This window comes from Mesorhizobium sp. WSM4807 (genome assembly GCF_055811615.1).
The window spans coordinates 164,554-187,636 of sequence record NZ_JBVVQY010000010.1; the positions used below are offsets into that span (position 1 = coordinate 164,554).

Sequence of the window (23,083 nt, forward strand, 5' to 3'; positions counted from 1 at the left end):
TTGCCGAGGGGGCAGATTTGGAACTCAAACTTCTGTTGGTCGGGTTCGCCTGCGTGGTCGCCGGCATGCTGAGCGTTGCTACGCTGTTGAAGTGGAGAGAGGTGAGGGCGGTCAGCCGCTGGTTTCCGACCCCTGGAAAGATCGTCTCGTCACGAGTGGAGGCTCGCGAGGTGACCAGTTCGGGATCCGGCTCGCAACGCAGAGGTTCAACCGAGACTCGAAGCTTCCCGGCGATCACCTTCGAGTACAAGGTGGGCGGGAAAACGTTCTGCAGTTCGCGCTACAGCGTGCAGGAGAATGTCGGAAACTTCGCCGTTCCCGAAACCCTTGCGCGGTTTCCCAAGGGAGCCGACGTAACCGTTTTCTATGACCCTTCCGATCCGGCCAAGGCCGTGATCGAGCGCAACATGCCCGATGGCGCCCTCAAGTTCATGGTCCAGCTTTCGGCGGGGCTGTTGATTGGCGCCGTTGTGTTGGTCATCTCCATCGGCGGCGTCCTGGAGGCGATCAGGCCGCATTTGCCCAAGCCGCAGAACCTCGGCGCGGGGGCCCTGCTGCTTGTGATGGGGCTATTTACCTTGCGCATGCGCATTGCCCAGAAGTCGCTAGCGGAACAGGCGGCCAGATGGCCTGTCACCACGGGACGCATCGACGCATCGGGCCTGCAGAAATTCCAGATCCGCGACAGGTTGAAGGGCGGTGGGTACCGGCCTTGGCGAACGGTCTTCAAATCCCGCGTCGTCTATAGCTATAGCGTCGCCGGCCAGCGCTATGCCGCCGACCGCGTCGCTTTCGGCTCGAATCTGACGGCCTCGCTGCCAAGCCTCGTCAGCGGTCAATCGCAGCGCTACCTCCAGGGCGACAAGGTCGAGGTCCACTACGATCCCGCCAATCCCGCTGCGGCCGTTCTCGAATGCAGGGTGCGAGGACTTTGGGTCCTGTGGGTCTCCGCCTCTGTCTTCCTTGCCGGGGCCGCACTGCTCGTCGGGGTATTCTAGGAGATTTCTCTCCTAACTTCGTCGACTGCTCAGAGGACGCGGTTCGGGGGATTTAGCCGTAGTGCCAGTGGGGCTTTGGCTCGGTGCCGGTGAACATGATGCCGATGCGGTCCTCGCGGCGCCAGCGGACCACTGCCTTGTAGGCGATGCCGTCGGTCGGCACATAGAGCAGGAATTCGTCGGGCACGCGAGCATCGATCGAGACCTTCAGTTCGGCGCCGCCGTCATGCATGTTGCGCACCGTGCACGTGACCTCGGACCTGGTCATGCCGGTCAGGATCGTCGCGCCCTTGAAGACGCGCTGCCTGCGTTTGTCCCGGTGTTCGTCTTCAGCCATCGCGCGCCAATCCCCGGCGATCGTCGCATTTCATGTGGTGCGATCGGCAAGATAACTAGGCCTGCCGGATAAACATAGCGTTATCGTCGGCGGCGAAACGATTTCGCGGTGCCCTGGCCGGACAAAGAACAGTTCAGAAGAAGGCTGAGCCAGGCGGAAACGGCGCCGCGAGGGGCGGCGCCGTCTGGAATGCATCAGTCGATCAGCGATAGGGCGACCAGCATTGCTGGCGCGGGCCGTTATAGGGTTGGAACGTGTTGTCCCAGGTGCGATACGACCGGTAACGATTGTAGCACCAGCGGACATGGGCGCTCGAATAGTAACCGTTGTTGTAGTAGCCCCGGTTGTAGTAGCCCTGGTTGTAGTAGCCCTGGTACAGGCTGCCAAGGCCGAACCCAAGGCCCAAACCGAGAAGCGCGGCGGCGCCGTTGTCATCGTCGTCGTAGTAACGGCCGTAATAGCCGCCACCGTAGTAACGGCCGTAATGGCCGCCACCGTAGTACCGGCCACGATTATGGCGCCAGTGCCGCCCACCGTTCCAGTTGCGGCGCCAGTGCCGCCCACCGTTCCAGTTGCCACGGTTCCAATTGCCACGGTTCCAGTTCCGGGAGAAATTACGGCCACGCATCCAGACGTTATTATTGCCGCCAGCCCAGCTATCGCGCACCGGCACGATTTCGCGTGCCGCGGCAGCAGTTGGGAGCGGGACGTCAGGCTGAATGGGCCCGGCCATGGAAGGCGCCGAGAGGCCGGAAACAAGACCCAAGGTCAACATGCCCGATCGAATGGTAGTCAAAAAGAGCGGTTTCATTTCACTCTCCGAAGATTCAGGCCCCACTCAGACTAACCCTTAATCATGGACCTTTGCGTCTGAACGGAAGATGAACGGAAAGGTTCCATCAACCATGAATGGGCATCGCCCAGCCCCCTTGTTTTCGGCTGCGCTTGTGGGCAAAGGTCACCGCCATGTCCCTGCGCCTCGCCACCTTCAATGTCGAAAACCTGATGAACAGGTTCGATTTTTCCGGATACCGCAACCAGCTCCATGAAGATCGCACGCTGGCGCTCTTCGATATCCAGAGCGAGGCCGAATACAAAATGCTGGAACAGGCGCGGGCGCTCGCGCTATCCGACGACACGCGCCAGCTGACGGCACTGGCCATCGCAGCCACCCGCGCCGACATCATCTGCATGCAGGAGGTCGACAATATCGAGGCGCTGAAGGCTTTCGAATACGGCTATCTGTTCAAGATGGTCGGGCATGGCTACCGCCAGAAATACACCACAGCCGGCAATGATTCGCGCGGCATCGACGTCGCCGTGATGATGCGCAACGAGACCGCGCAGGGCCAGCCGATCGAATTCGTGCGCATGACAAGCCACGCCTATGTCACGTTCGAACAATTCGGCCTGCACACGCCGGAACTGGCAGCGCTTGGGCATCAGGCCAACCAGCGCATCTTCCGGCGCGACTGCCTGGAAATCGACCTGACAGTCGGTGGCGTGCCGCTGACGCTGTATCTGGTGCACTTCAAGTCGATGGGCTCGCCCCGCAACGGTCTCGACGGGCGCCAGGCGACAATGCCGCTGCGCATCGCCGAGGCGCAAGCGGTGCGCCGGATCATCGAGGAGCGTTTCGGTGGGGATCATGCCGCCGATAAAAGCTGGGCGATCTGCGGCGACATGAATGACTATCGGCAGCGCGTGAAGATCTCCGGCGACGCCTTTGACGGCTACCGCTTCGAGGTGATCGATGAGAGCCAGTCCTGCCTCAACGTGCTCACCGCCGGCGGCTTTTGCGAGAATGCGGTCGAGCGGCGCCCGGAGATGGACCGTTGGACCTTATACCATACGCGCGGACCGCAAGAGCGGCATCTGTGCCAGCTCGACTACATCCTGTTGTCGAAGGCACTGGCAGCCAAGAATGCGACCGCCGTTCCCGACATCATCCGCAACGGCCAGCCCTGGCGCACGATCTTTCCGGCGGGCCAGGAGGTGGACCGCTTTCCGCGTGCCGGCTGGGACCGGCCGAAGGCCTCGGATCATTGTCCGGTGGCGATCACGCTGGAAATGGCCTGAGGATCGTTTCGTTGAGCTTCGACCTGCCGCGCAACATCATCCTGCCGGTCGACGCCGTCGACGTCAGGCTCGACCCCGGCCCGCATCCGTTCGAGCGCGATAATGCGCAAGCGATCGCCGAGAATTGGCGGCGCGAGACCGCAGCCAACCCGGCGCTGTTCGACGGCACCGTGGTGCTGCTTTCGGCGCTCCGCTATCGCGGCAGCAGCCTCGTCGGCCGCTGTCATGCGGTGCGCTACTCGACCTTCATGCTTTGGCGCGGCAATCGCCAGGTGGCTGGGGCCGAGCACGCCTATGCCCATGCCATGCTGGTCGCCGGCGACAATGCGCTGGTGGCGATCCGCATGGCGTCGCACACGGTCAATGCCGGCCGCGTCTACTTCGCCGCCGGCTCGTTCGAGCCGACCGATTTCCGCGATGGCCTTGTCGATGTCGACTTCAACATGATCCGCGAGGTGCGCGAAGAAACCGGCCTCGACCTTGCCGGCGCGACACGCGGCAGGCGCTACTATGCCCTGTCGACGGCAACCGGCACGGTGATCTTTCGCCGCTATCGCGAGACGGCATCCGCCGACGAGGTCGCGCAGCGCATCAGTGCCTTTGTCGCCGCCGAGGCAGAGCCGGAAATCGACGGGCCTGTCATCATCCGCAATGCCGATGACCTGCCGGACGGGCTGATGCCGCATATGAAGCCACTGATCGAGTGGCACTTTGCCGACAAGGACTAACGCATCGGCCCGAAAATCGGAATCGATTCTCGGAAAGCACGATGCGCCGATTCAAAGTGTTAGAGGGTACTTTGTGCGTCCAAGTGGACGCACGTCGCTCTAACGACGCATTTTGTCTTCGATGGTTCTGCGGTCTTGCGGGCGGCGACGAAAAACAGCATGACGCCGATACCCAACAGCGCACCCATCGCCGTTCCCATCGTCTGACCGACAACCTGCTGGAAATCGGCGGTGACATGATCGGGATTGGCCACGCCATAGCTGGCCAAATACCACCAAAGCCCCGCCAATGCAGCCTCGATGATCACCGTCACCAAAACCACTCGCTCTTTCTTGCTCATCCCACTATTCCCCCGTGTCCCCGAGGCGATTGCTATCACCGCGGTCTGTTTCGCGACAGGGGGAGGGCGACGGCAGCGTCAAAAATTTCGTGGGACGTCTGAAGGCGGCGCACGCTCCGCCGCGCTATTCATGCCTCAGTGCGTCGATCGGATCGAGCCGTGCGCCGCGCAGCGCCGGGAAGAAACCGAACACCATGCCGATCAGCGCCGAGAAGCCGACGGCGAGCAGGATTACCGCCGGGCTTGGCGCGAACGGGATGGCCAGGGTCAGCGAGGCGAGGCCGGCCAGCGCCAGGCCGATCAGGATGCCGATAATGCCGCCGAGCAGCGACAGCACGGTCGCCTCGACCAGGAACTGGATGAGGATATGCTTTTCATGCGCGCCGATGGCCAGCCGGATGCCGATCTCGCGGGTGCGCTCGGTGACCGACACCAGCATGATATTCATGATGCCGATGCCGCCGACCAACAGGCTAACGCCGGCGACCGCTCCCAGCATGCCGGTCATTGTCGTGGTGGCGCTGGCCATGGCGTCGGCGATCTGGGTCATGTCGCGGATCGAGAAATCGTCCTCGCGGTCCGGCGGGATGCGGCGTGTGTCGCGCAAGATGTCCTCGACGCGCGGCAGCAGCTCGGTGGTCGGCGTCCGGTCGTCGGCGGCGACGTAGATCGAGTCGATGTCGCGGTTGCCGGCGATGCGGCGCTGGTAGGCGGCGAGCGGCATCAGCACGACATTGTCCTGGTCCTGGCCGAAGCCGGTATAGCCCTTCGGCTCGAGCAGGCCGATGATCTTGCACGAGGTGCGGTTGACGCGAATGATCTCGCCTTCGGGGTCGCCGGCGCCGAAGAACTGCTGGCGCACGGTTTCGCCAATCAGGCAGACGCCGGTACCCGAGCGGATTTCCGAATCGCTGAACGGGCGGCCTGAAACCAGCTTCCAGTCGCGCGCGTCGAGATAGGCGCTGTCGGTGCCGGTGACACCCGACGTCAGGCTTTCCGTGCCGAAGATGACGCGGACCTGCTTTTGCGAGGCGGGCGAAATGGCGCGGGCGCCGCTCAGATGGGTGATGAGCGCGGCAAGCTCCTTGCTGCCGAGCGGACGTGTGACCTGGTCGAGCCCTCCCGGTCCGCCAGGCCCGGCCGGGCGGCCGTGACGGACGACGAGCAAATTGCTGCCGAGCTTGGAGATGTCGGCCTTTACCTTTTCGGTGGTGCCCGAGCCGATGGTGAGCATGGCGATGACGGCGGCGACGCCGATGACGATGCCAAGCAGCGTCAGGAACGAGCGCAGCACGTTGCGGCGGACCGAAAGCAGCGAGAGGCGGACAGTTTCCCAGATCACGGTCACACCACCTCGAGGTTCATGGCATCGGAGGCGACGTGGCCGTCGAGGAAGCGAATTGTGCGCTCGGCATAGGCGGCGACGTCGGCCTCGTGCGTGACCATGGCGATGGTGAGGCCAAGCTCAGTGTTCAGCCGCGTCAGGAGTTCCATGATCTCGTGCGTGCGGGCGGTATCGAGATTGCCGGTCGGCTCGTCGGCGACGAGCAGGGTCGGCCTGGTGACGATGGCGCGTGCGATCGCCACGCGCTGCTGCTGGCCGCCGGAGAGCTCGGCCGGCGTGTGGTGCTCGCGGCCGACAAGGCCTACCTCGGCCAGCGCTTTCATGGCGAGGTCATGACGCTCGCGGGCGGCGACGCCGCGATAGATCAGCGGCAGTTCGACATTTTCCACCGCGGTGGTGCGCGGCAGGAGATTGTAGCCCTGGAAGACGAAGCCGACATAGAGATTGCGCAGCATGGCGCGGCGGTTGCGGTCGAGACGACCGGCGTCGATGCCCATGAAGCTGTAGGTTCCGGCCGTCGGCGTGTCGAGGCAACCGATGATGTTCATCGCCGTCGACTTGCCCGAACCGGACGGGCCCATGATGGCGACGAATTCGCCGCGGCGGATAGCAAGGTCGACGCCAGCCAGCGCATGGACCGTGGCTTCGCCCTGGCCGTAGCTTTTCCAGACCTTGTCGAAGGTGATGAGCGGCGAGCCTGACATGATTTCAGCTCCGCTGCTGCGCTGCGGTGATGACTTGCGCACCTTCTGCGAGACCGGAGGTGATCTCGGTCAGTTCGCCATCGGTGGAGCCGATCTTGACGTTGACCGGCCGGGGCCGGCCATTCTCCAGCACGTAGAGCGTGCGCGAGCCGTCGGTGGGCTGCGCCGTCGCCTGGCGCTGGCGGTTGCCGCCTGGACGGCCCATACGGCCCGTGAACAGGTCGCTCAGGCTCCACCTGCGGGCGGCTGTTTGCGCCGGCCGGTAACGGAAAGCCGTCGACGGTACGGTGAGCACGCCTTTTGCCTGCTTGGTGACGACCGAAACGGTGGCAGTCATGCCGGGCCGCAACAGTAGCTCGTTATTGTCGACCTCGAACCGCGCGTCGTAGGTGACGACGCCGTCGGTGGTGACCGAAGCGTAGGAAATGTCGCGGATCTCGGCATCGAACGGCCGTTCCGGAAAGGCGTCGACGGTGAAGCGCGCATGCTGGCCGGGCTTGACCGCGCCGATGTCGGCCTCGTCGACCGCTGCCTTCAACTCCATGTTTCTGAGGTCGGCGGCAATGACGAACAGCACCGGCGCCTGCAGCGAGGAGGCAACCGTCTGGCCGGGATCGACCGAGCGCGTCAGAACGATGCCGTCGATGGGCGCATAGATGGTGCTCTTGGCGAAGTCCGTCTGCTGCGCCTTGAGATCGGCATTGGCGATGGCAAGATTGGCTTTGGCGCTGTCGAGCGCTGCCTTGGAGCGGTCGCGCGTCGCGGTCGCCGCTTCAAGCGACTGGTCCGTCGCCATGCCGCGTTTGGTGAGCGCCGCCGCTCGCACAAGCGCCCTTTCGTTTTCGGTGAGGGTTACGGTGGCGGTCTCGACATTGGCGGCCGCCGCCTTGGCGGAAGCCTCGGCGCGCTCGATCTGCACCTCCAGCTTGGCGGTGTCGAGCGCCGCCAGCACATCGCCCTTCTTCACCTGCTGGTTCTCGTTGACCGAGACCGAGCGGACGACGCCGGACAGTTCGCTCGAAATGTCGACCTGGGTGAGGGGCTGCAGCGTGCCGGTCGCCGACACCTCGACGGTGAGGTCGGCAACAGCGGCCGGCACCGTGGTATAGTCGATCTTGGCTGGAGACACGGCATACCACTGGTAGCCGGCAAGGCTTGCGGCGATGACGACCAGCACAAGCAGGCCATAAAGCCAGCCGCGCCGGCGTTTCTTCTTCAGACCCAGGTAGTCAAGTCCGAGCGCCGTCTCTATGTCGGAAGTGGATTCCGTCTTTGGCAGATTGACAATCTGGTCCACGCCGGACCCCTATAAACAGTGATGATCCCATCAGGGCACAGATCAGGCCTAATGGTTCAAATATCAAATTAAATTTCGCCCATGTTGGGATTGAGGCAGAAGGCTTTCTACAATGCTGACCCGGAATTACTTACTTTACGACGTGTTCACCACCGAGCGGCTGGCCGGAAATCCGCTGGCCGTCGTGCTTGACAGCAAGGGACTGGACACGGCCGCGATGCAGGCCACCGCACGCGAGTTCAATCTGTCGGAAACCGTTTTCGTGCTGCCGCCTGACAATCCCAAGCACCGCGCCCGCATCCGCATCTTCACGCCCGATTATGAGATGCCGTTCGCTGGCCATCCGACGGTGGGTGCTGCGATTGCGCTTGCCGAAATGGCTGGCGATGGCGACACCGCCGGCATCTTCGTCCTGGAGGAGAATATTGGCCCGGTGCGCTGCGCCGTCAGCAAGCATGATGGCGCCACCTTTGCCGAGTTCGACCTGGCCAAACTGCCGGAGCCACTGGAACTTGTCGCTGACCCGGAGGCTATCGGCGCGGCACTTGGGCTGGGGCCACACGAAGTCGGCTTCGAGAATCACCGCGTCTCGTTCTGGTCGGCCGGCGTGCCCTATGTGACCATTCCGGTCGCCGATCTGGAGGCCGCCGCCCGGATAAGGCTGGACAACCAGGCGTGGTCGGAATTGGCACCCCGCAAGAGCGAATGGGCCTTCGCCAGCCCGTATGTCTACTGCCGCGAGACGGTGAACCACGACAGCGCCTTCCATGTCCGCATGATGGTGCCGGGCAATCCTTCCTATGAAGATCCGGCGACCGGTTCGGCGGCGGCCGCCTTCGCCGGCGCGATCATGCATTTCGACGGCCCGCGAGACGGAGTCTCGCGACTGTGGATCGAGCAAGGGCTGGAGATGGGCCGGCCTTCGCGCATCCGCCTCGAACTGAATGTCGAAGGCGGCAAACTCGCCGCCGCCCGCATCGGCGGCCATGCGGTAAAAGTGGCGGAAGGCAAGCTGTTTGTCTGACGATGTGCGGCACTTCAGCGATTTGTCGGGAAATGAATCCGGCAGGGCTGGACATGGCGGATGGCGGCGGCTATATGCCCGCCGACGCTGGTTTTACCGGCGAGTGGGTGCGTAGCTCAGTTGGTAGAGCAGCTGACTCTTAATCAGCGGGTCACAGGTTCGATCCCTGTCGCACCCACCAAAGATTTCAAAGACTTAGGTGGAAAGACCGTGGAACAGGGTGAGAACGTGAGACGATAAATGCCGTCTCACGTCCCTGTATCGAGCCGTGTCGCCTCTCATGAGTTTGCGAGCATTTACTTCTCCGACACGCCGGCCTCTGCAAAACTTGCCATGCGGGCGTGGCATTCGAGCGCCGAACGGACGATGTTGACGGCGAGACAGGCGCCTGAACCTTCGCCGAGCCTCATGCCGAGATCGAGCAGCGGCGGCAGGTTGAGTGCCTCGAGCAGGCGACGGTGGCCGGATTCGGCCGAGACATGGGCGGCAAGCGTGTGGGCGAGGCCGGCGGGGTGCAATCTTGCCAGGGGTGCGGCGGCGGCGGTGCAGACGAAGCCGTCGAGCAGCACCGGCACGCCGTGATGGCGCGCGCCCAGCGTGGCACCGAAAATGGCAGCGAGTTCTCGCCCGCCAAGGGCTGCCGCGATCCCCAGCGGATCGCTGAGAGCCTCGGCATGGCGCTTGAGGCCGGCCTCGATGGCGGTGATCTTGCGCACCAAGCCGGCATCGTCGACGCCGGTGCCGCGCCCGGTCCATTTTTCCGCGCCGCCGCCGAACAAGGCTGCCGAAATGGCGGCAGCCGGGGTGGTGTTGCCGATGCCCATTTCGCCGAAACAGACGAGATCGAGGCCTTTCGTCACGGCGCCGTAGCCGGCCGAGACGGCGGCGAGGAACGCCTCGTCGTCCATCGCCGGCTCTTGCGTGAAGTCGCCGGTCGGACGGTCGAGGTCTAGCGGAATGACGTCGAGTTCGGCGCCGGCGATGCGGGCGAGCTGGTTGATCGCAGCGCCACCGCCGGCGAAATTCGCCACCATCTGCACGGTGACCTCTGACGGGAAGGCCGACACGCCCTGTGCGGTGACGCCGTGGTTGCCGGCAAAGACGAAGACTTTGACGCGATCGAGCTGCGGCATGTCGCGACCCTGCCAGCGAGCAAGCCAAGCCGCTATGGTTTCCAGCCGGCCGAGGCTGCCTTGCGGCTTGGTCAGCGTGTTTTGGCGGCGGGCGACGGCATTTGCCGCAGCGTCGCTGCCGGCAGGCAGGTCGAGGCAGGCCGCGCGCAATTCATTAAGCGATTTGAAAGGCATGGGGGCAAAGTCTCCGAAACAGAGTCAGGAAAGGTGAACGGAAGCGACGAGCAGGATTGCGATCTCGCCAAACTGCTGCAGCGCGCCGACCGTGTCGCCGGTCTGGCCGCCGATCTGGCTGAGGCACACCATACGGAAGGCGGCAAACAACAGGCCGAGCAGGATGAGCGCGGCGACAGCGCCACCGAACCCTAGCGTCAGCAGCGCGACGGCGCCGAGCACGGCACCGGCAATGGCGGTTTCGGCGGACACGATGCCTGCGTCAACCGAGAGACCGTCGCTGCGCGCCGCCGGCAACAGATGCATGAAAGCGCCGAACAAGCCGCGCGAAGCGGCATGTGCGGCAATGAGAGCCCAGAACATTTGGGCCGGGCTGGCGAATTCCGAAAGCACGCTCCAGCGGGTCAGCAGCGACAGAGCGAGCGCGCAGGCGCCATAGGCGCCGATGCGGCTGTCGCGCATGATCTCCAGTTTTTTCTCGCGTGTCTTGCCGCCGCCAAAACCGTCGGCGACATCCGAAAGTCCGTCTTCATGCATGCAGCCGGTGGCGAGCAAGGTCGCGGCAAGGGCAAGTGCCGCTGCCGGGCCAGATGCAAGGCCGAGCCGGGTCCCGATCGCGTAAACCAAGGCGCCAATCAGAGCGACGACGAGGCCGGCGACCGGCGCTGCCCAGATCGCGGCAGCAAGGCTGCGGTCCCGGAGATCGACGACCGGCAGCGGCAGCCGGGTGAAGAAGACGAAGCAGAGCGCGATGTCATCGAGCGCTTGGCGGGGCGAAGGGGGCATGTCCTTGAGTTTGAGCATGATCTATTCCGAAAACCGGTTCCCACTTTTCGCTGACGCGGACCTCCGGTTCGGGATCATGCTCTAGCCTCTCGCAATGGCATGGAAGAACGTGCCGCTGACATGGCCGCGGCGGTAACCGGAGGCGCCGAGCGGATTGCCCTGGCCGTCAGCGAGGTCGGCCAATGGCTCCTCATTGCCAGTCGCGCTCATCTGCGCATAGTGGAATTCGTGGCCGCGGATCAGCGTGCCTTGGGACCCCAGTGGGCAATCGGCGCGCAGCCGCGCCTCGCGGTAGCCGAGATTCATCTTTCGCTTGGCAAAACTGGTCGAGTGACTGAGCAGGCCGAGCATCCTGTGCGTCTCTGCCGATGCGTCCTCCAGCGCTTCGCCGAGCACCATGAAGCCGCCGCACTCGCCATGCACCGGCCGCGTTGCCGAAAACGCCTCAATGCCGGCCCGAAAATTCGCAGCCGCCGCAAGGCGGCCGGCGTGAAGCTCGGGATAGCCGCCGGGCAGCCAGCAGACATCGCAACTGTCGCTGGGCGCTTCGTCGGCGAGCGGCGAAAAGGGGACGATTTCCGCCCCGGCTTTGCGCCAATGCGCCGCGACATGCGGATAGAGAAAGGTGAAGGCGGCGTCCTCGGCCAGTGCGATGCGCTGGCCGGGCGGTGGCAGCGCGTCGCTGAAGTTGCCCGGCGCAGGTTCAAATGGTGCCGCCAGCGCCATGATGGCGTCGAGGTCGAGCGAGCGTTCGACCATGTCGGCCAGTCGGTCGAGATGCACCATCAAATTCTCATATTCGCCGGCCTGGACGAGGCCGAGATGGCGCTCCGGCAGGTTGAGCGATGGATCGCGCAGGATCGCGCCGACCACTGGCAGGTCGAGCGCTTCGATCGCGTCGCCGCAAAGTCGGCGGTGACGCTCGCTGCCCAGCCGGTTGAGCACGACGCCGGCCATGCGCACAGCGGGGTCATAGGTAGCAAAACCCTTGGCGACGGCCGCCGCCGTGGTCGACTGCCCGGAAACATCGAGCACTAGCAGCACGGGCAGGCCGTAGAGCCGGGCAAGATCTGCGGCCGAGCCGGTGCGGCCCGCAGCAGCGGGAATCCCGTCGAACAAGCCCATCGCGCTTTCGAGGAAGATGAAATCGGCGTCTTCAGTTGCGTCGCCTGCCAGCGCGTTGAGCAGGGCAGGCGGCATCGCCCAGCTGTCGAGATTGACACCGGAAAGGCCTGTCGCGGCGGTGTGGAAGCCGGGGTCGATATAATCGGGGCCGGATTTGGCGCCGCGCACTTTCAGGCCGCGCCTGGCGAGCGCGCGCAGGAGACCAATGGTGACGCTGGTCTTGCCCGAGCCCGAGCGCGGCGCGCCGATGATGATCGCGCGGGTCATGGCTCGCCCGCCAATGCCGCGCGCATCGCGACGATGCCGCCGACGACGATCAGCGCCGGCGCGGCAAGGCCGGCGGCAGCCGCTTCCTCGGCGATGGTGGCGAGCGTGGCGACGACGATATGCTCCTGCGGCGTCGTCGCGGCAACGATCACCGCCGCCGGCGTCGACGGCGCCAGTCCGCCCTCGAGCAGCGAGGCTGATATCAGCGGCAGATTGGCCATGCCCATATAGACGACGACCGGCTGGCCGGTGCGGGCGATTGCCGCCCAGTCGAGGTCGTCATCGGTGCCGGCGGCGTGGCCGGTGGCCAGGATCACCGCCTTGTTGATGCCGCGCATGGTGGCCGGGATGCCGGCACCGGCAAGCGCGCTGAGGCCCGAAGTCAGGCCGGACAGGACGCGGAACGGGATGTTTTCGCGCGCCAGCGCAAGCGCCTCTTCGCCGCCGCGACCGAAAATATAGGGGTCGCCACCCTTCAGCCTGACGACGCGGCGGCCTTCTCGCGCCAGCCGAACCAGCAGAGCGGTGATGTCGTCCTGCTTCATCGACGGCTGGCCGCCTCGCTTGCCGACGTAGAAAAGCTCCGCGGCCTCAGCGACAGCGACAACATCGGGCGAGACCAGCGCGTCGTAGACGAGGGCATCGCACTGCCCGAGTGCCGCCAGCACTTCCAGCGTCAGGCAGCCGGGATCGCCGGGGCCGGCGCCGGCCAGCCAGACATGGCCAGGCGCCAGCTGGCGCGGCTTGAAGTTCAGCCGGGCCAAAGCCTGTTCGATTGTGGTGTTTCCACCTCTGTTTCCGGTGCTGTCGTTCACAGTCCGTCCCGTCCGCGAAAACGCCGCTGATAGTGGGCGTCGTAAAGTGAACTCTCGCGAAAGCCTTCCGCTGCCAGCGAACGGCCGACGAAGATGATAGCCGTGCGCTCCATCGGATCGGCGGCCAATTGCGCCTCGATTGTCGCCAGCGTGCCGGTCAGCACGCGCTCGTCCGGCCAGGAGGCACGGAAGACGACTGCCACCGGGCAATCGGCGCCATAGAACGGCGTCAGCTCGGCGACGACACGATCGACGGCTTGGATGGCAAGGTGAATGGCCAGCGTCGCGCCGGTGCGGCCGAAGCCGGCCAGGGTTTCGCCGGGCGGCATTTTCGAGGCACGACCGGAGATGCGGGTCAGCACCAGGCTTTGCGCGACTTCGGGAATGGTCAGCTCGCGGCGCAGCGCTGCCGCGGCAGCAGCGAAGGAGGGCACGCCCGGCGTCAGCCTGTAGGGGATGCCGTGCTTTTCCAGCCGGCGGATCTGCTCGGCAACGGCGCTCCACACCGACAGATCGCCGGAATGCAGACGCGCCACATCGTGGCCGGCCTGATAGGCCTTCACGTACTCGGCTTCGATCTCGTCGAGCGACATTGGCGCGGTGTCGATCAATTTCGTGCCGGGCGCGCAGTGCTGCAACAGCTCCGGGGCGACGATCGAGCCGGCATAGAGGCAGATTGGGCAGCTTGCCAGCAGCCGGCTGCCGCGCAAGGTGATGAGGTCGGCCGCGCCCGGTCCGGCGCCGATGAAGTGGACGGTCATGCCGCATCTCCGCTGATGGCGATGGCGCAGGTGACCGGGCCGAGCACGATGCGCGGCCCAAGCAATTTCGCGCCTTTTCCGGCGGCGGCAAGCGCGGAGGCTTCGGAAACCGACGGCGTGCCGGCATGTTCCTGCGACAGGTCGGAACGGCTGAGCAAAGCGGCCCCCTCATCCGGCCCTTCGGGCCACCTTCTCCCCGCTGGGGAGAAGAGACTGGCGCCAGCGTGCGTGATCTCCTCTCCCCTCGGGGAGAGGTCGGCCGAGCGAAGCGGAGGCCGGGTGAGGGGGAGCGACGGTTCAGAGCCAGCAACATCCACCACTATGACCGGGAGATCGAGTTCACGGCCGGCAGCAAAAATGGCCTCTTCGCTGCGTTTGAATTCGGTCGTCGCCAAGGCAGACAGCGCCGTCATCGCCAGCCCATGCGCTTCCAGCGCGGTTTCTATCGCCGCAAGAACGTCTTGCACTCTCACGCCTTTGCGGCTGCCGATGCCCGCGATCATCATGGCTTGACCCAGCTCCATTGGGTGACCGGCATAGCCGGCCGCCATGCCTGCATCGAACCAACCGGTGAAGCACGGGAGATAGAGATGTGGGTGAGATCGCCGCCGAGCGCGGCGTGACGGGCGAGAAGCAGCGCCTCCATCTCCAGCGTCACCGCGTTGGCGACCAGCCGGCCGCCAACACGCAGGGCCTTGATCGCCGTGCCCAGCACGCCGGTATCGCTGCCGCCGCCGCCGATGAAGATCGCATCGGGCGTGCCTAGCTTGGCAAGCGCCTTTGGTGCCGAGCCTTCGACCACGACAAGGCCCGGCACGCCGCAATGTGAGGCGTTGCGGTGGATGCGGGCGGCGCGGGTTGGATCGGCCTCGATGGCAATGGTGCGCATCATGGGATGGGCCAGCATCCATTCGATGCCGATCGAACCCGAGCCGGCGCCGATGTCCCACAGCAATTCGCCGCGCCTGGGGGCGAGGGCGGACAGGGTGATGGCGCGGATCTCGCGCTTGGTGATCTGGCCGTCGTGCCCGAACAAATGATCGGCAAGGCCCGATGTCAGCGGCAGGATGCGTGCTTCCGAAGTTGAGTCAACTTCGATTGCCAGAACGTTGAGCGGATTGATCTTTTCCAGGTCGAAGGCGTCCGCGCGCGCCGAACGCAGCCTTTCGTTCGGGCCACCCAGTGCCTCCAGAATCGTCAGCCGTGAGGCGCCGAAGTCGAGTTCGGTCAGCAGGCGCGCGATCGCCGCTGGTGCATCGCCGTCCGAGGTCAGCGCAAGGATGCGGGTGCCCGGATGCAGCAGCGGCCGGATCAGGTCGATCGAGCGGCCGTGCAGCGAAATGGTCTCGATATCCTGCAGCGCCCAACCGAGGCGGGCGGCGGCCAGCGACATGGCCGAAGGGGCGGGGATCACCTGCATCTCTTGGGAAGGAATCTTGCGAGCAAGGGTGACGCCGACGCCATTGAAGAACGGATCGCCTGAAGCCAGCACGCAGACCTTTTTACCCGCAAGTGCCAGCACGTCGCGCATCTCGGCATCGAAAGGGATCGGCCAGGCACGTGCCTCGCCTTTGGCGAATGACGCGACAAGGGCAAGGTGGCGCTTGCCGCCGAAGACGAATTCGGCCTCGGCGATCAGCCGCTTGGCCTCTTCGCCGAGACCCGCTACACCGTCCTCGCCGATGCCGACGATCGTTAGCCATTTTTGTGTGAGCCGGGCGGCGCGCGGACCTTCAGCAGGCATGATGACCCACCGCATTCTGATCCTCGGCGGAACCACCGAAGCCCGGCAACTGGCGAGAAAGCTGGCCGCGCGCACCGATGTGTCGCTCACGCTGTCGCTGGCCGGCCGCACCGAAAATCCTGTCGCGCAAGGTGTGCCGACGCGGGTGGGTGGTTTCGGCGGCGCCGATGGACTGGCGGCGTATCTCCGCGAGACCGACGTCGGCCTGCTGATCGACGCCACGCATCCCTATGCGGCGAAAATCTCCGCCAACGCAGCGGAGGCGGCGGGCAACACCGGCGTGCCCCTCGTTGCGCTCAGGCGCCCAGGCTGGGAGCCTGCCGAAGGTGACCGGTGGACGCTGGTCGACAGCGTTTCCAGCGCGGTGACGGCGCTGGGCGCTGTGTCGCGCCGCGCCCTCCTGGCGTTGGGCCGGCAGGAGGTCGCCGCTTTTGAGGCCGCACCCCAACATCACTATCTCATCCGCAGTGTCGATCCGGTCGAGCCAAGGCTCGCTGTGCCTGATGCTACCTATCTCTTGGCGCGCGGGCCGTTCCGGGAAGCCGACGAACGTGCACTGCTTCTGGAACACTGCATCGACGTCGTCGTTTCCAAGAACAGCGGCGGCGAGGCGACCTACGGCAAGATCGCCGCAGCGCGGGCACTCGGCATCGAGGTGGTCATGATCCGCAGGCCGGCGCTGCCGGATGTCCCGTCGGCGGAAACCGTCGAAGCGCTTGCCGCAATGGTCGATCATTTTTTGGTCAGTCATTTTCTTGCGCCCGCCGCCGAACGCGGCGTGTAGACCAGCGCCGGTTTTTCACCGCGCTTGATGATCCTGGTTTCCGGCGAGCCGATGATGATGCAGGTCGCCATGTCAGCCTTTTCCGCATCGGCGTCCGCCAGCAGAAAAACCTCGATGCGCTCGTCGGGACGGCCGGCGGCACGGCCGAAGACGACCGGTGTGGTGCCCGGAAGGATCGCCGTAAGGCATTCGAAGGCGCGGCCAAGCTGCCAGGGGCGCGCCTTGCTGATCGGATTGTAAAGCGCGATGACGAAGCCGGCGCCCGCCGCCGCCAGCAGCCGCAGCTCGATCAGGTCCCAGGGTTTTAGATTGTCGGACAACGAGATGGCGCAGAAATCATGGCCGAGCGGCGCGCCGATGCGGGCCGCAACCGCGAGCATTGCGGTGATGCCCGGCAGCATCGCCACGTCAACGGCACGCCATTCGGCCGGGCCGGCCTCGATCGCCTCGCAGACGGCTGCCGCCATGGCAAAGACGCCGGGGTCGCCGCCCGAGACGACGGCGACATCGTGGCCCTGCGCAGCCTTTATCAGCGCGTCCTTGGCGCGGGACAGCTCCTCGCGATTGTCCGAGGCGACGCGGGTCTGGTCGGGGCGCAGATCGAGCCGGTCGAGATACGGCTTGTAGCCATAGAAGAATTTTGCCTCGGCGACGGCGCGGCTTGCCTCCGGCGTCACCTGGTCGGCATTGCCGGGCCCAAGGCCGATGACGGTCAGGCGGCCGCTCATGTTTCGGCTCCCGATGCGGCGGGCCGGCCTGACCAACCGGCGACCAGGACGATGGCGAAATAGGGCGCCTTATCGTCCTGCTTGTCGGCCAGCCGCATCGAGACGCCGCCCGGCATGGTGCCGCGCTCGACATAGACGGCGCGCGCCAGCTTGTCGGTCGCTTCGAGTGCGCGCCTGATCTTGGGCAGGTTGCGGCCGACCTTCATGATGACGGCGGCATCGGTATCGGCGAGGCGGCGCGTCAGCTCGAATTCGCTCATCGTGCCCGGCAACACGGTTAGCACGTCGTCGCCCTGGACGATCGGCGTTCCGGTCGCCGACCAGCAGCCGGACATGGCAGTGACGCCGGGAATGACTTCGGTTGGGAAGCGATGTGCCAGCCTGACATGCAGATGCATGTAGGAGCCGTAGAACAGCGGGTCGCCTTCCGAAAGCACCGCGACCATCCTGCCGGCGCTGAGATGCTCGGCGACCTTTTCGGCCGACTCTTCGTAGAAATCCATTATCTGCGACCGGTAATCGCTGTGATCCTTGTCGATTTCAGTGGTCACGGGATAGAGCAGCGGCAACTCGATCAAATCAGGACGAAAATGTGCGCCGACGATGGCGCGCGCGTTGCTGTTGTTGCCGCGCTTGGCGAAATGCGCAACCACGTCGGCCTCGGCCAGCGCGCGCACGGCCTTGAGCGTCAGCAGTTCGGGGTCGCCGGGACCGGTGCCGACGCCTATAAGCCTGCCTTTTGCAATCGCGTTCACAGGCCCGGCCTCGCCAATGCGTTGAGTGCTGCGGCGGTCATGGCGCTGCCGCCCAGCCTGCCGCGCACGATTGCGTAGGGCACGCTATAGGAATTGTCGGCCAGCGCGTCCTTCGATTCGGCAGCGCCGACGAAACCGACCGGCATGCCGATGATCGCCGCAGGCTTTGGCGCGCCGTCGCGCAGCCTTTCCAGCAGGTAGAAAAGTGCTGTCGGCGCATTGCCTATGGCGACGACCGAACCCGCCATGCGCTCGCCCCACAGGTCGATGGCTGCAGCGGAGCGGGTGTTGCCGATCTTTTTCGCGATCTCGGAAGTTTGCGGATCGCGCAGCGTGCAGATCACCTCGTTGCCGGCCGGCAGCCGGGCGCGTGTCACGCCGTGCGAGACCATCTGAGCGTCGCAGAAGATCGGCGCGCCGGCTGCCAGCACCGTGCGAGCGGCGGCAACAAAATCCTCGGAAAAAACAAAGTGCTGCGCGGCCTCTACCTGGCCGCAGGCATGGATCATGCGGATGGCAACATCGGCCTCGGCATCGGAAAACCGCGACAGGTCGGCCTCGGCGCGAATGATGGCGAAGGAGCGCTCATAGATCGCCGTGCCGTCATGGATGTAGTCGTAGGCGGTGTGGGCGGGCATGTTCAGTCCTGTCGGTAGAGTTCGGTGACACCGGCCGCGCCAAGCCTTGTCAGGCAGGCGGCGGTGGTCTCGCCTCGAAATCGTGCTTCGCGGATGGCTGCCGCAATGCGGCCAATGCCGCGCGCGGCGTCATAACCAGGCCTGTATCCGGCGGGAAGGATTTTTGCCGTCCCGTCCACGACAAGTCCGGCCCCATTTTCGCCGCCGACCAGTGTCAGCGCTGCCGGGCCGGGATGGGCACAGCCCTTGGCGCAGCCGGAAATGTGCAGGGTGACGGAGGCATCGAGGAGGTCGCGGTTTTCTGCGGCGATGGTCTCGGCGATGTCGCGCGTGGCGATCCGGCCGGAGGCGCAGGCCGGCGTACCGGGGCAAGCGGCGATTTTCGTGCGTGGGTCGGCAGCGTCGGTAACGAAGCCGAGGGTGGTGGCGATGTCCCGCAGCTGGGGGCAGGCGGCCGGTGGCAGGCCGAGAAAAAGCAGCGCGCGGCCCGGCGCCAGGCGGATTTCGGTTGCGCCGAGGGTGAGGGCCTGTTGCGTGAGCTCGATGAGTTTTTGCGCCGGCATGCTGCCGAAGGGAAGGCCGATGCCAAGGGCGGTGCCATCTGTCAGATCGAAAACGCCAATGGGCAAGCGAGCCGGCCCAGGAAGGCGTTCCACGGCGCCCCCCTCTGTCCTGCCGGACATCTCCCCCACTTGGGGGGAGATCGGCAGCTTCGCCGGCGGCTCCCCCTTAGCACCTCGGGTGATTGGCGAAAGCGGAGACGAGGGCGCAATCTCCCCCCTCGTGGGGGAGATGTCCGGCAGGACAGAGGGGGGCGCGAAGGAATGCCAACTGGCGAGAGATCTCAGCTGCCTTGCCGTCACATCCCTTGCGTGGGCTTCGCGGCCTTTTTCGGCGATCATCCTCAGAATCGCGACGGCGATATCACAGGCCTCATCTTCCTTGACCATGACGAGTAGCGTCGCAGTCTGACCGTCGCCGGCGACAGTCACCTGCCACTGCGTTCCCGCATCGGTCCGCATTGCTGCCAGCCGCACATCGGCCGTTACCGCATTCATGGTCAGCTGCCCGCTGCCGTCGACGATCACCGAAACCTTCGGGCCAAGACGCGGCGGAAGGCCTGCTTCCTCGATCGCTGCACGAAAGCGTTCGGCTAATGGGCGCGGGTCAGCAACTTCTTCCGGATCCAGCCCGGCCAGCGGCCCGGTCTCGATCGGCACGCCGGTACGCACGGCGATGCCGAGCGCGTCGGTTTCCACTGCCAACAGCCGCGCGCTTGCCGGTGTCAGGCCGCGTATCTGCAGGCTGCCACGTGCGGTCACTTCCATGATGCCGTTGCCATGCCGCAAGGCGGATTCACCGAGTCCGATCAGGGATTTCGGCAAGAGTCCTCCAGCGACCGGATTGAGCCGCACCAGAAGACCGTCGCCGGTCTGCATCGGCGCGGACAAAGCGGGGCAGGCGCCGCGTCGGGAGAAGGCGTTCATGCCGCCATCCCCTGGGCTTGGGCGATCAAGGCGGCGAGATCGTCATCGATGGAATTGCGCAGCGGGTGCCAGAGGCCGCGCCGTCGCGCCGAAAGCAGACGTTCGGCGATGACCTTCGCCGCCGCCGGATTTTCACGCAGGATGAACGCCCGGACCGTGGGGTCGCCAAGATAGGCGTCGTGCACGGCCTCGATCAGCGCGCCCGATATGGCATTAGTGGTCTCGGCAAAGCCGACCAGCCGGTCGACCGTCTCGGCGAATTCCGAAGCGCCGCGCGGGCCGTGCCGCATCTGGCCGGCAATGAAGCGCGGGTTGACGGCACGCGCCCGCACGACGCGCGACACCGCTTCTCCGATCGAGCGCGGCTTCGGCTTTTGCGGGTCCGTGGTGTCGAGGACGATCACGTCGGCGTTCTTGCCGAGGGCCGCAAGCGCCGCCGAAAAGCCGCCAATGAAGGCGACATCGGCGGAGCCTTCCAAAATATCGCGGCCGGGATCGTCTCCGGTATGGACGAGAAGGTCGGCCTCGGCGATACGGTCCTCAAAAGCGCCTGGCGACGAAATCCCTTCCGCGTCGGCGCCGCCATAGGCATGCGAAGTGGCGTCGAGATAGGCGCGACCGATCTCTTCGCGCGCGGCCCAGTCGCCGCTCGACAATAAATCCTCGACGCCGGCGCCGTAGGTGCCGGGCGAGGTGCCGAAAATGCGCGGGCTGATCTTACCGTCAGCGCGGGCCTTTGCCGCGAGCGGGTTTTCCGTCGCGTCCTCGTCGCGGGCGGCGACGGCGTTGGCGGCCGCATCGATCAGGGCGATCTGGGTCGGGAACATATCGCGGAACAGGCCTGAAATGCGCCAGGTGACATCGACGCGCGGGCGGCCAAGGGTGGCCGGCGGCAGCACCTCGATGCCGGTGACGCGGCCGGTGGCAGAATCCCATTGCGGCCGGCAGCCCATCAGCGCCAGCCCTTGCGCGATCTCTTCGCCGCCGGTGCGCAGCGAGGCCGAGCCCCAAAGGTCGATGACCAGCGAGCGCGGCCAGTCGCCATGCGATTGCATGTAGCTGCGCAAGACCTCGTCGGAGGCCGCCCTGCCGAGATCGAAGGATGTCGGCGTCGGCATGGTACGTGGATCTGATGTGAACAGGTTGCGGCCGGTCGGCAGGACATCGCGCCGGCCACGCGCCGGCGCGCCGGCAGGACCGGCAGCGACATGGCGGCCGTCGAGGGCCGCGATGAATGCTGACTTCTCGGCCGCCGCACTTTGCTCGCGCAGCGGATCGGTCTCGCCCTCGGCTGAGCGGCCAAAGATGTGAAGGCCGTCCTTGATGGCGAAATCCTTGAGGTCGCAGAGCCAGGCGTCGATGCGGCGCAGCGCTTCGTCGGGCGCGTCGGTTCCGGCGACGCCGGCCTCGGAAGCGAGACCGGTCTTTTCAGCGGTTTCGACGATCAGCCTTGCCAGGCGATCGCGACGGCGGCGGTCGAGCCCGTCAGCCTGGGCATATTCGTCGACCAGCCGTTCAAGCTGGTGCTGGTTTTCGTCCAGTCCGGCGCCGGTCAGCGGCGGCGGCAGATGGCCGAGGGTGACGGCGGCAATGCGCCGCTTGGCTTGTGCGGCCTCTCCCGGGTTGGAGACGATGAAGGGATAGACGACGGGCAGGGGACCGGTGACGATCTCGGGGAAGCAGGTTTCGCCGAGTGCCACGGTCTTGCCGGGCAGCCATTCCAGCGTGCCATGGGCGCCGACATGGATGAGGGCATGGACGCCGACCGTCTTGCGCAGCCACAGGCCGAAGGCGATCAGCGCATGGCGCGGCGGCAATGTCGGGTCGTGATAGTCAGCGCGGCGGTTCGTGGGACGGCCGCGATCGGGGGCGAGTGCTACGGTGATGTTGCCGAAGGTGGCGGCGCGGAAGGGGAAATGCCTGTTGTTCGCCAAACTCAAAGATTGGCGTTCTGTGGCGCCCCCCTCTGTCCTGCCGGACATCTCCCCCACTTGGGGGGAGATTGGCAGCTCCATTGCCGGCTCTCTTCCCGCAGCGTTGGAAATTGGCGAAAGCAGAGATGAGGGCGCAATCTCCCCCCTTGTGGGGGAGATGTCCGGCAGGACAGAGGGGGGCGCATCGCACAAAACTGTCTCATCTGCCGCATTCCCCCACGCGGCCTCTACCGCAGCGATGGCCGCCGGCGGCAATTCCTTCGAGAACGTCAGATACTCCTTCAATGCCAACCCTTGGTCGGCCGACTCCAGCATCTCCAGCAACTCGCGCGGCGTTTGAGGAATCCCTTCAACGGCATACCCCTGTTCGCTCAGGTCATGCAGCATCGCCAGCACGCTGGACGGCACATCGAGACCGACGGCATAGCCGGTGCGACCGGGGGCGCTTGGATAGTCGGGGATCAGGATGGCGAGCTTGCGTTTTTCGCGCGGCGTCCGCTGCAGGCGCACGAACGCCTTGACACGGTTCGCCACCTGCGCCACGCGGTTCGGCTCCGGCCGGTTGGCGAAAGCGCGGAAGGCCAGCGCCGGATCGACCTCGCTCTCTCCCTTGAAGGAAATGGCGCCGGCGAGAATGCGGCCGTCGAGTTCGGGCAGGACGACATGCATGGCCAGGTCGGCGGGCGCCAGGCCACGCTGGTTGTTTTGCCAGACATCGCGGTGTGTCGTCGCCACGATTACCTGGAAGACAGGAACGCCGGCGCGGTCGAACAGGGTTTCGACGCCGGGCTCAGCACCGGAGGCGAAGGCCGTGGCGGTGATGATAGCAGCAGGCTTCAAAGACGCGAGCGCGGTCTCGACAAAGGCCAGCGAGACCGGATCCTTGAGGCTGAAGACGAAAATGGGGACAGGGATGATGCCACGCTGCCCGAGGGCTTGGAACAATGCGTCGATCGGCGCGACATCGGCGGCGAGCAGCATCGAACGGTAGAAGAGAATGGGCACGACGTCCCCCACCCCCCCCGCGGGGGGGGGGGGGCCCCCGGCCGGGGGGGGGGGGGGGGGGGGGGGGGGGGGGGGGGGGGGGGGGGGGGGGGGG

At 65.5% G+C, this 23,083-nt stretch carries 23 protein-coding genes and 1 tRNA gene; 6 read left to right on the plus strand and 18 right to left on the minus strand.

Going from position 1 to position 23,083, the window contains the following annotated elements; genetic code table 11:
* Nucleotides 1-17 precede the first annotated feature (17 nt).
* Nucleotides 18-998 carry a DUF3592 domain-containing protein gene (locus AC0L3N_RS15805; RefSeq protein ID WP_473548449.1) on the plus strand — a complete coding sequence of 327 codons (981 nt, stop codon included), beginning with the start codon at nucleotides 18-20 and terminating at the stop codon, nucleotides 996-998.
* Nucleotides 999-1,050: 52 nt separating this feature from the next.
* Here the strand turns inward: AC0L3N_RS15805 and AC0L3N_RS15810 are convergent, their stop codons facing one another.
* Both AC0L3N_RS15810 and AC0L3N_RS15815 read right to left on the minus strand, forming a co-directional pair.
* Entirely contained in the window at nucleotides 1,051-1,335 is a 285-nt protein-coding gene (locus tag AC0L3N_RS15810; protein ID WP_123151893.1) for a PilZ domain-containing protein, read from the minus strand.
* Nucleotides 1,336-1,537: 202 nt separating this feature from the next.
* Nucleotides 1,538-2,146 (minus strand): BA14K family protein, encoded by a 609-nt coding sequence (locus tag AC0L3N_RS15815; protein WP_473548450.1) that lies wholly within the window; start codon nucleotides 2,144-2,146, stop codon nucleotides 1,538-1,540.
* Nucleotides 2,147-2,301: 155 nt separating this feature from the next.
* Here AC0L3N_RS15815 and AC0L3N_RS15820 point away from each other — a divergent pair, with 155 nt between their 5' ends.
* Together AC0L3N_RS15820 and AC0L3N_RS15825 are read left to right on the plus strand one after the other, a co-directional pair.
* Nucleotides 2,302-3,414, plus strand: coding sequence for an endonuclease/exonuclease/phosphatase family protein (locus AC0L3N_RS15820; protein ID WP_473548451.1), 1,113 nt, complete (start codon nucleotides 2,302-2,304; stop codon nucleotides 3,412-3,414).
* 11 nt (nucleotides 3,415-3,425) lie between these two features.
* Nucleotides 3,426-4,142 carry a hypothetical protein gene (locus AC0L3N_RS15825; protein ID WP_473548452.1) on the plus strand — a complete coding sequence of 239 codons (717 nt, stop codon included), beginning with the start codon at nucleotides 3,426-3,428 and terminating at the stop codon, nucleotides 4,140-4,142.
* 59 nt (nucleotides 4,143-4,201) lie between these two features.
* On the opposite strand, the gene AC0L3N_RS15830 is transcribed toward AC0L3N_RS15825, so the two are convergent.
* From AC0L3N_RS15830 to AC0L3N_RS15845, 4 genes are all read right to left on the minus strand, one after another.
* Nucleotides 4,202-4,483, minus strand: a complete 282-nt coding sequence (locus AC0L3N_RS15830) for a hypothetical protein (RefSeq protein WP_473548453.1) — start codon at nucleotides 4,481-4,483, stop codon at nucleotides 4,202-4,204.
* A gap of 124 nt (nucleotides 4,484-4,607) precedes the next feature.
* Nucleotides 4,608-5,825, minus strand: coding sequence for an ABC transporter permease (locus tag AC0L3N_RS15835; RefSeq protein ID WP_473548455.1), 1,218 nt, complete (start codon nucleotides 5,823-5,825; stop codon nucleotides 4,608-4,610).
* Nucleotides 5,826-5,827: 2 nt separating this feature from the next.
* The gene (locus AC0L3N_RS15840; protein ID WP_473548456.1) at nucleotides 5,828-6,532 is read right to left on the minus strand and encodes an ABC transporter ATP-binding protein; all 705 of its coding nucleotides are present in this window, start codon (nucleotides 6,530-6,532) and stop codon (nucleotides 5,828-5,830) included.
* Nucleotides 6,533-6,536: 4 nt separating this feature from the next.
* The gene (locus AC0L3N_RS15845; protein ID WP_473548458.1) at nucleotides 6,537-7,829 is read right to left on the minus strand and encodes an efflux RND transporter periplasmic adaptor subunit; all 1,293 of its coding nucleotides are present in this window, start codon (nucleotides 7,827-7,829) and stop codon (nucleotides 6,537-6,539) included.
* Between the two features lie 112 nt (nucleotides 7,830-7,941).
* On the opposite strand from AC0L3N_RS15845, the gene AC0L3N_RS15850 reads away from it, so the two are divergent.
* The gene (locus tag AC0L3N_RS15850) at nucleotides 7,942-8,853 is read left to right on the plus strand and encodes a PhzF family phenazine biosynthesis protein (protein WP_473548459.1); all 912 of its coding nucleotides are present in this window, start codon (nucleotides 7,942-7,944) and stop codon (nucleotides 8,851-8,853) included.
* Between the two features lie 105 nt (nucleotides 8,854-8,958).
* Nucleotides 8,959-9,034 (plus strand) — tRNA-Lys (locus AC0L3N_RS15855).
* 115 nt (nucleotides 9,035-9,149) lie between these two features.
* Here the strand turns inward: AC0L3N_RS15855 and cobT are convergent.
* The 7 genes from cobT to cbiE form a co-directional block, all read right to left on the minus strand.
* Complete coding sequence (gene cobT, locus AC0L3N_RS15860; protein WP_473548460.1) at nucleotides 9,150-10,160, minus strand: nicotinate-nucleotide--dimethylbenzimidazole phosphoribosyltransferase; 1,011 nt, start codon at nucleotides 10,158-10,160, stop codon at nucleotides 9,150-9,152.
* A 24-nt stretch (nucleotides 10,161-10,184) separates the two neighbouring features.
* Nucleotides 10,185-10,964, minus strand: coding sequence for an adenosylcobinamide-GDP ribazoletransferase (locus AC0L3N_RS15865; protein ID WP_473548461.1), 780 nt, complete (start codon nucleotides 10,962-10,964; stop codon nucleotides 10,185-10,187).
* 63 nt (nucleotides 10,965-11,027) lie between these two features.
* On the minus strand, nucleotides 11,028-12,338 hold the full coding sequence (locus tag AC0L3N_RS15870; RefSeq protein ID WP_473548462.1) for a cobyrinate a,c-diamide synthase: 1,311 nt from the start codon (nucleotides 12,336-12,338) through the stop codon (nucleotides 11,028-11,030).
* Nucleotides 12,335-13,153: a uroporphyrinogen-III C-methyltransferase gene (gene cobA / locus AC0L3N_RS15875; protein ID WP_473548463.1), complete on the minus strand. Its 819-nt coding sequence runs from the start codon at nucleotides 13,151-13,153 to the stop codon at nucleotides 12,335-12,337. Before cobA ends, AC0L3N_RS15870 begins: the two co-directional genes overlap by 4 nt.
* A complete protein-coding gene (gene cobM, locus AC0L3N_RS15880; RefSeq protein WP_473548465.1) occupies nucleotides 13,150-13,914 on the minus strand; it encodes a precorrin-4 C(11)-methyltransferase in 765 nt (254 codons plus the stop codon). The genes cobA and cobM overlap by 4 nt, the downstream gene beginning before the upstream one ends.
* Nucleotides 13,911-14,420, minus strand: coding sequence for a cobalamin biosynthesis protein (locus tag AC0L3N_RS15885; RefSeq protein WP_473548522.1), 510 nt, complete (start codon nucleotides 14,418-14,420; stop codon nucleotides 13,911-13,913). The genes cobM and AC0L3N_RS15885 overlap by 4 nt, the downstream gene beginning before the upstream one ends.
* Nucleotides 14,417-15,658 (minus strand): precorrin-6y C5,15-methyltransferase (decarboxylating) subunit CbiE, encoded by a 1,242-nt coding sequence (cbiE, locus tag AC0L3N_RS15890; RefSeq protein ID WP_473548466.1) that lies wholly within the window; start codon nucleotides 15,656-15,658, stop codon nucleotides 14,417-14,419. Before cbiE ends, AC0L3N_RS15885 begins: the two co-directional genes overlap by 4 nt.
* Before the next feature lies 1 nt (nucleotide 15,659).
* Between cbiE and AC0L3N_RS15895 the strand changes: the two genes are divergently transcribed.
* Nucleotides 15,660-16,442, plus strand: a complete 783-nt coding sequence (locus tag AC0L3N_RS15895; RefSeq protein WP_473548467.1) for a cobalt-precorrin-6A reductase — start codon at nucleotides 15,660-15,662, stop codon at nucleotides 16,440-16,442.
* Here the strand turns inward: AC0L3N_RS15895 and AC0L3N_RS15900 are convergent.
* Genes AC0L3N_RS15900 through AC0L3N_RS15920 form a run of 5 tightly spaced genes read right to left on the minus strand, consistent with a single transcriptional unit; the run spans nucleotide 16,406 to nucleotide 22,989 of the window.
* The gene (locus AC0L3N_RS15900) at nucleotides 16,406-17,170 is read right to left on the minus strand and encodes a precorrin-3B C(17)-methyltransferase (protein ID WP_123151880.1); all 765 of its coding nucleotides are present in this window, start codon (nucleotides 17,168-17,170) and stop codon (nucleotides 16,406-16,408) included. The genes AC0L3N_RS15895 and AC0L3N_RS15900 overlap by 37 nt on opposite strands.
* The gene (locus AC0L3N_RS15905; RefSeq protein ID WP_473548468.1) at nucleotides 17,167-17,925 is read right to left on the minus strand and encodes a precorrin-2 C(20)-methyltransferase; all 759 of its coding nucleotides are present in this window, start codon (nucleotides 17,923-17,925) and stop codon (nucleotides 17,167-17,169) included. The genes AC0L3N_RS15900 and AC0L3N_RS15905 overlap by 4 nt, the downstream gene beginning before the upstream one ends.
* Nucleotides 17,922-18,563, minus strand: coding sequence for a precorrin-8X methylmutase (locus AC0L3N_RS15910; protein WP_473548469.1), 642 nt, complete (start codon nucleotides 18,561-18,563; stop codon nucleotides 17,922-17,924). The genes AC0L3N_RS15905 and AC0L3N_RS15910 overlap by 4 nt, the downstream gene beginning before the upstream one ends.
* 2 nt (nucleotides 18,564-18,565) lie before the next feature.
* Nucleotides 18,566-20,050, minus strand: coding sequence for a precorrin-3B synthase (gene cobG / locus AC0L3N_RS15915; RefSeq protein ID WP_473548470.1), 1,485 nt, complete (start codon nucleotides 20,048-20,050; stop codon nucleotides 18,566-18,568).
* Nucleotides 20,047-22,989 (minus strand): cobaltochelatase subunit CobN, encoded by a 2,943-nt coding sequence (locus AC0L3N_RS15920; protein ID WP_473548471.1) that lies wholly within the window; start codon nucleotides 22,987-22,989, stop codon nucleotides 20,047-20,049. Before AC0L3N_RS15920 ends, cobG begins: the two co-directional genes overlap by 4 nt.
* Between the last annotated feature and the right edge of the window lie 94 nt (nucleotides 22,990-23,083).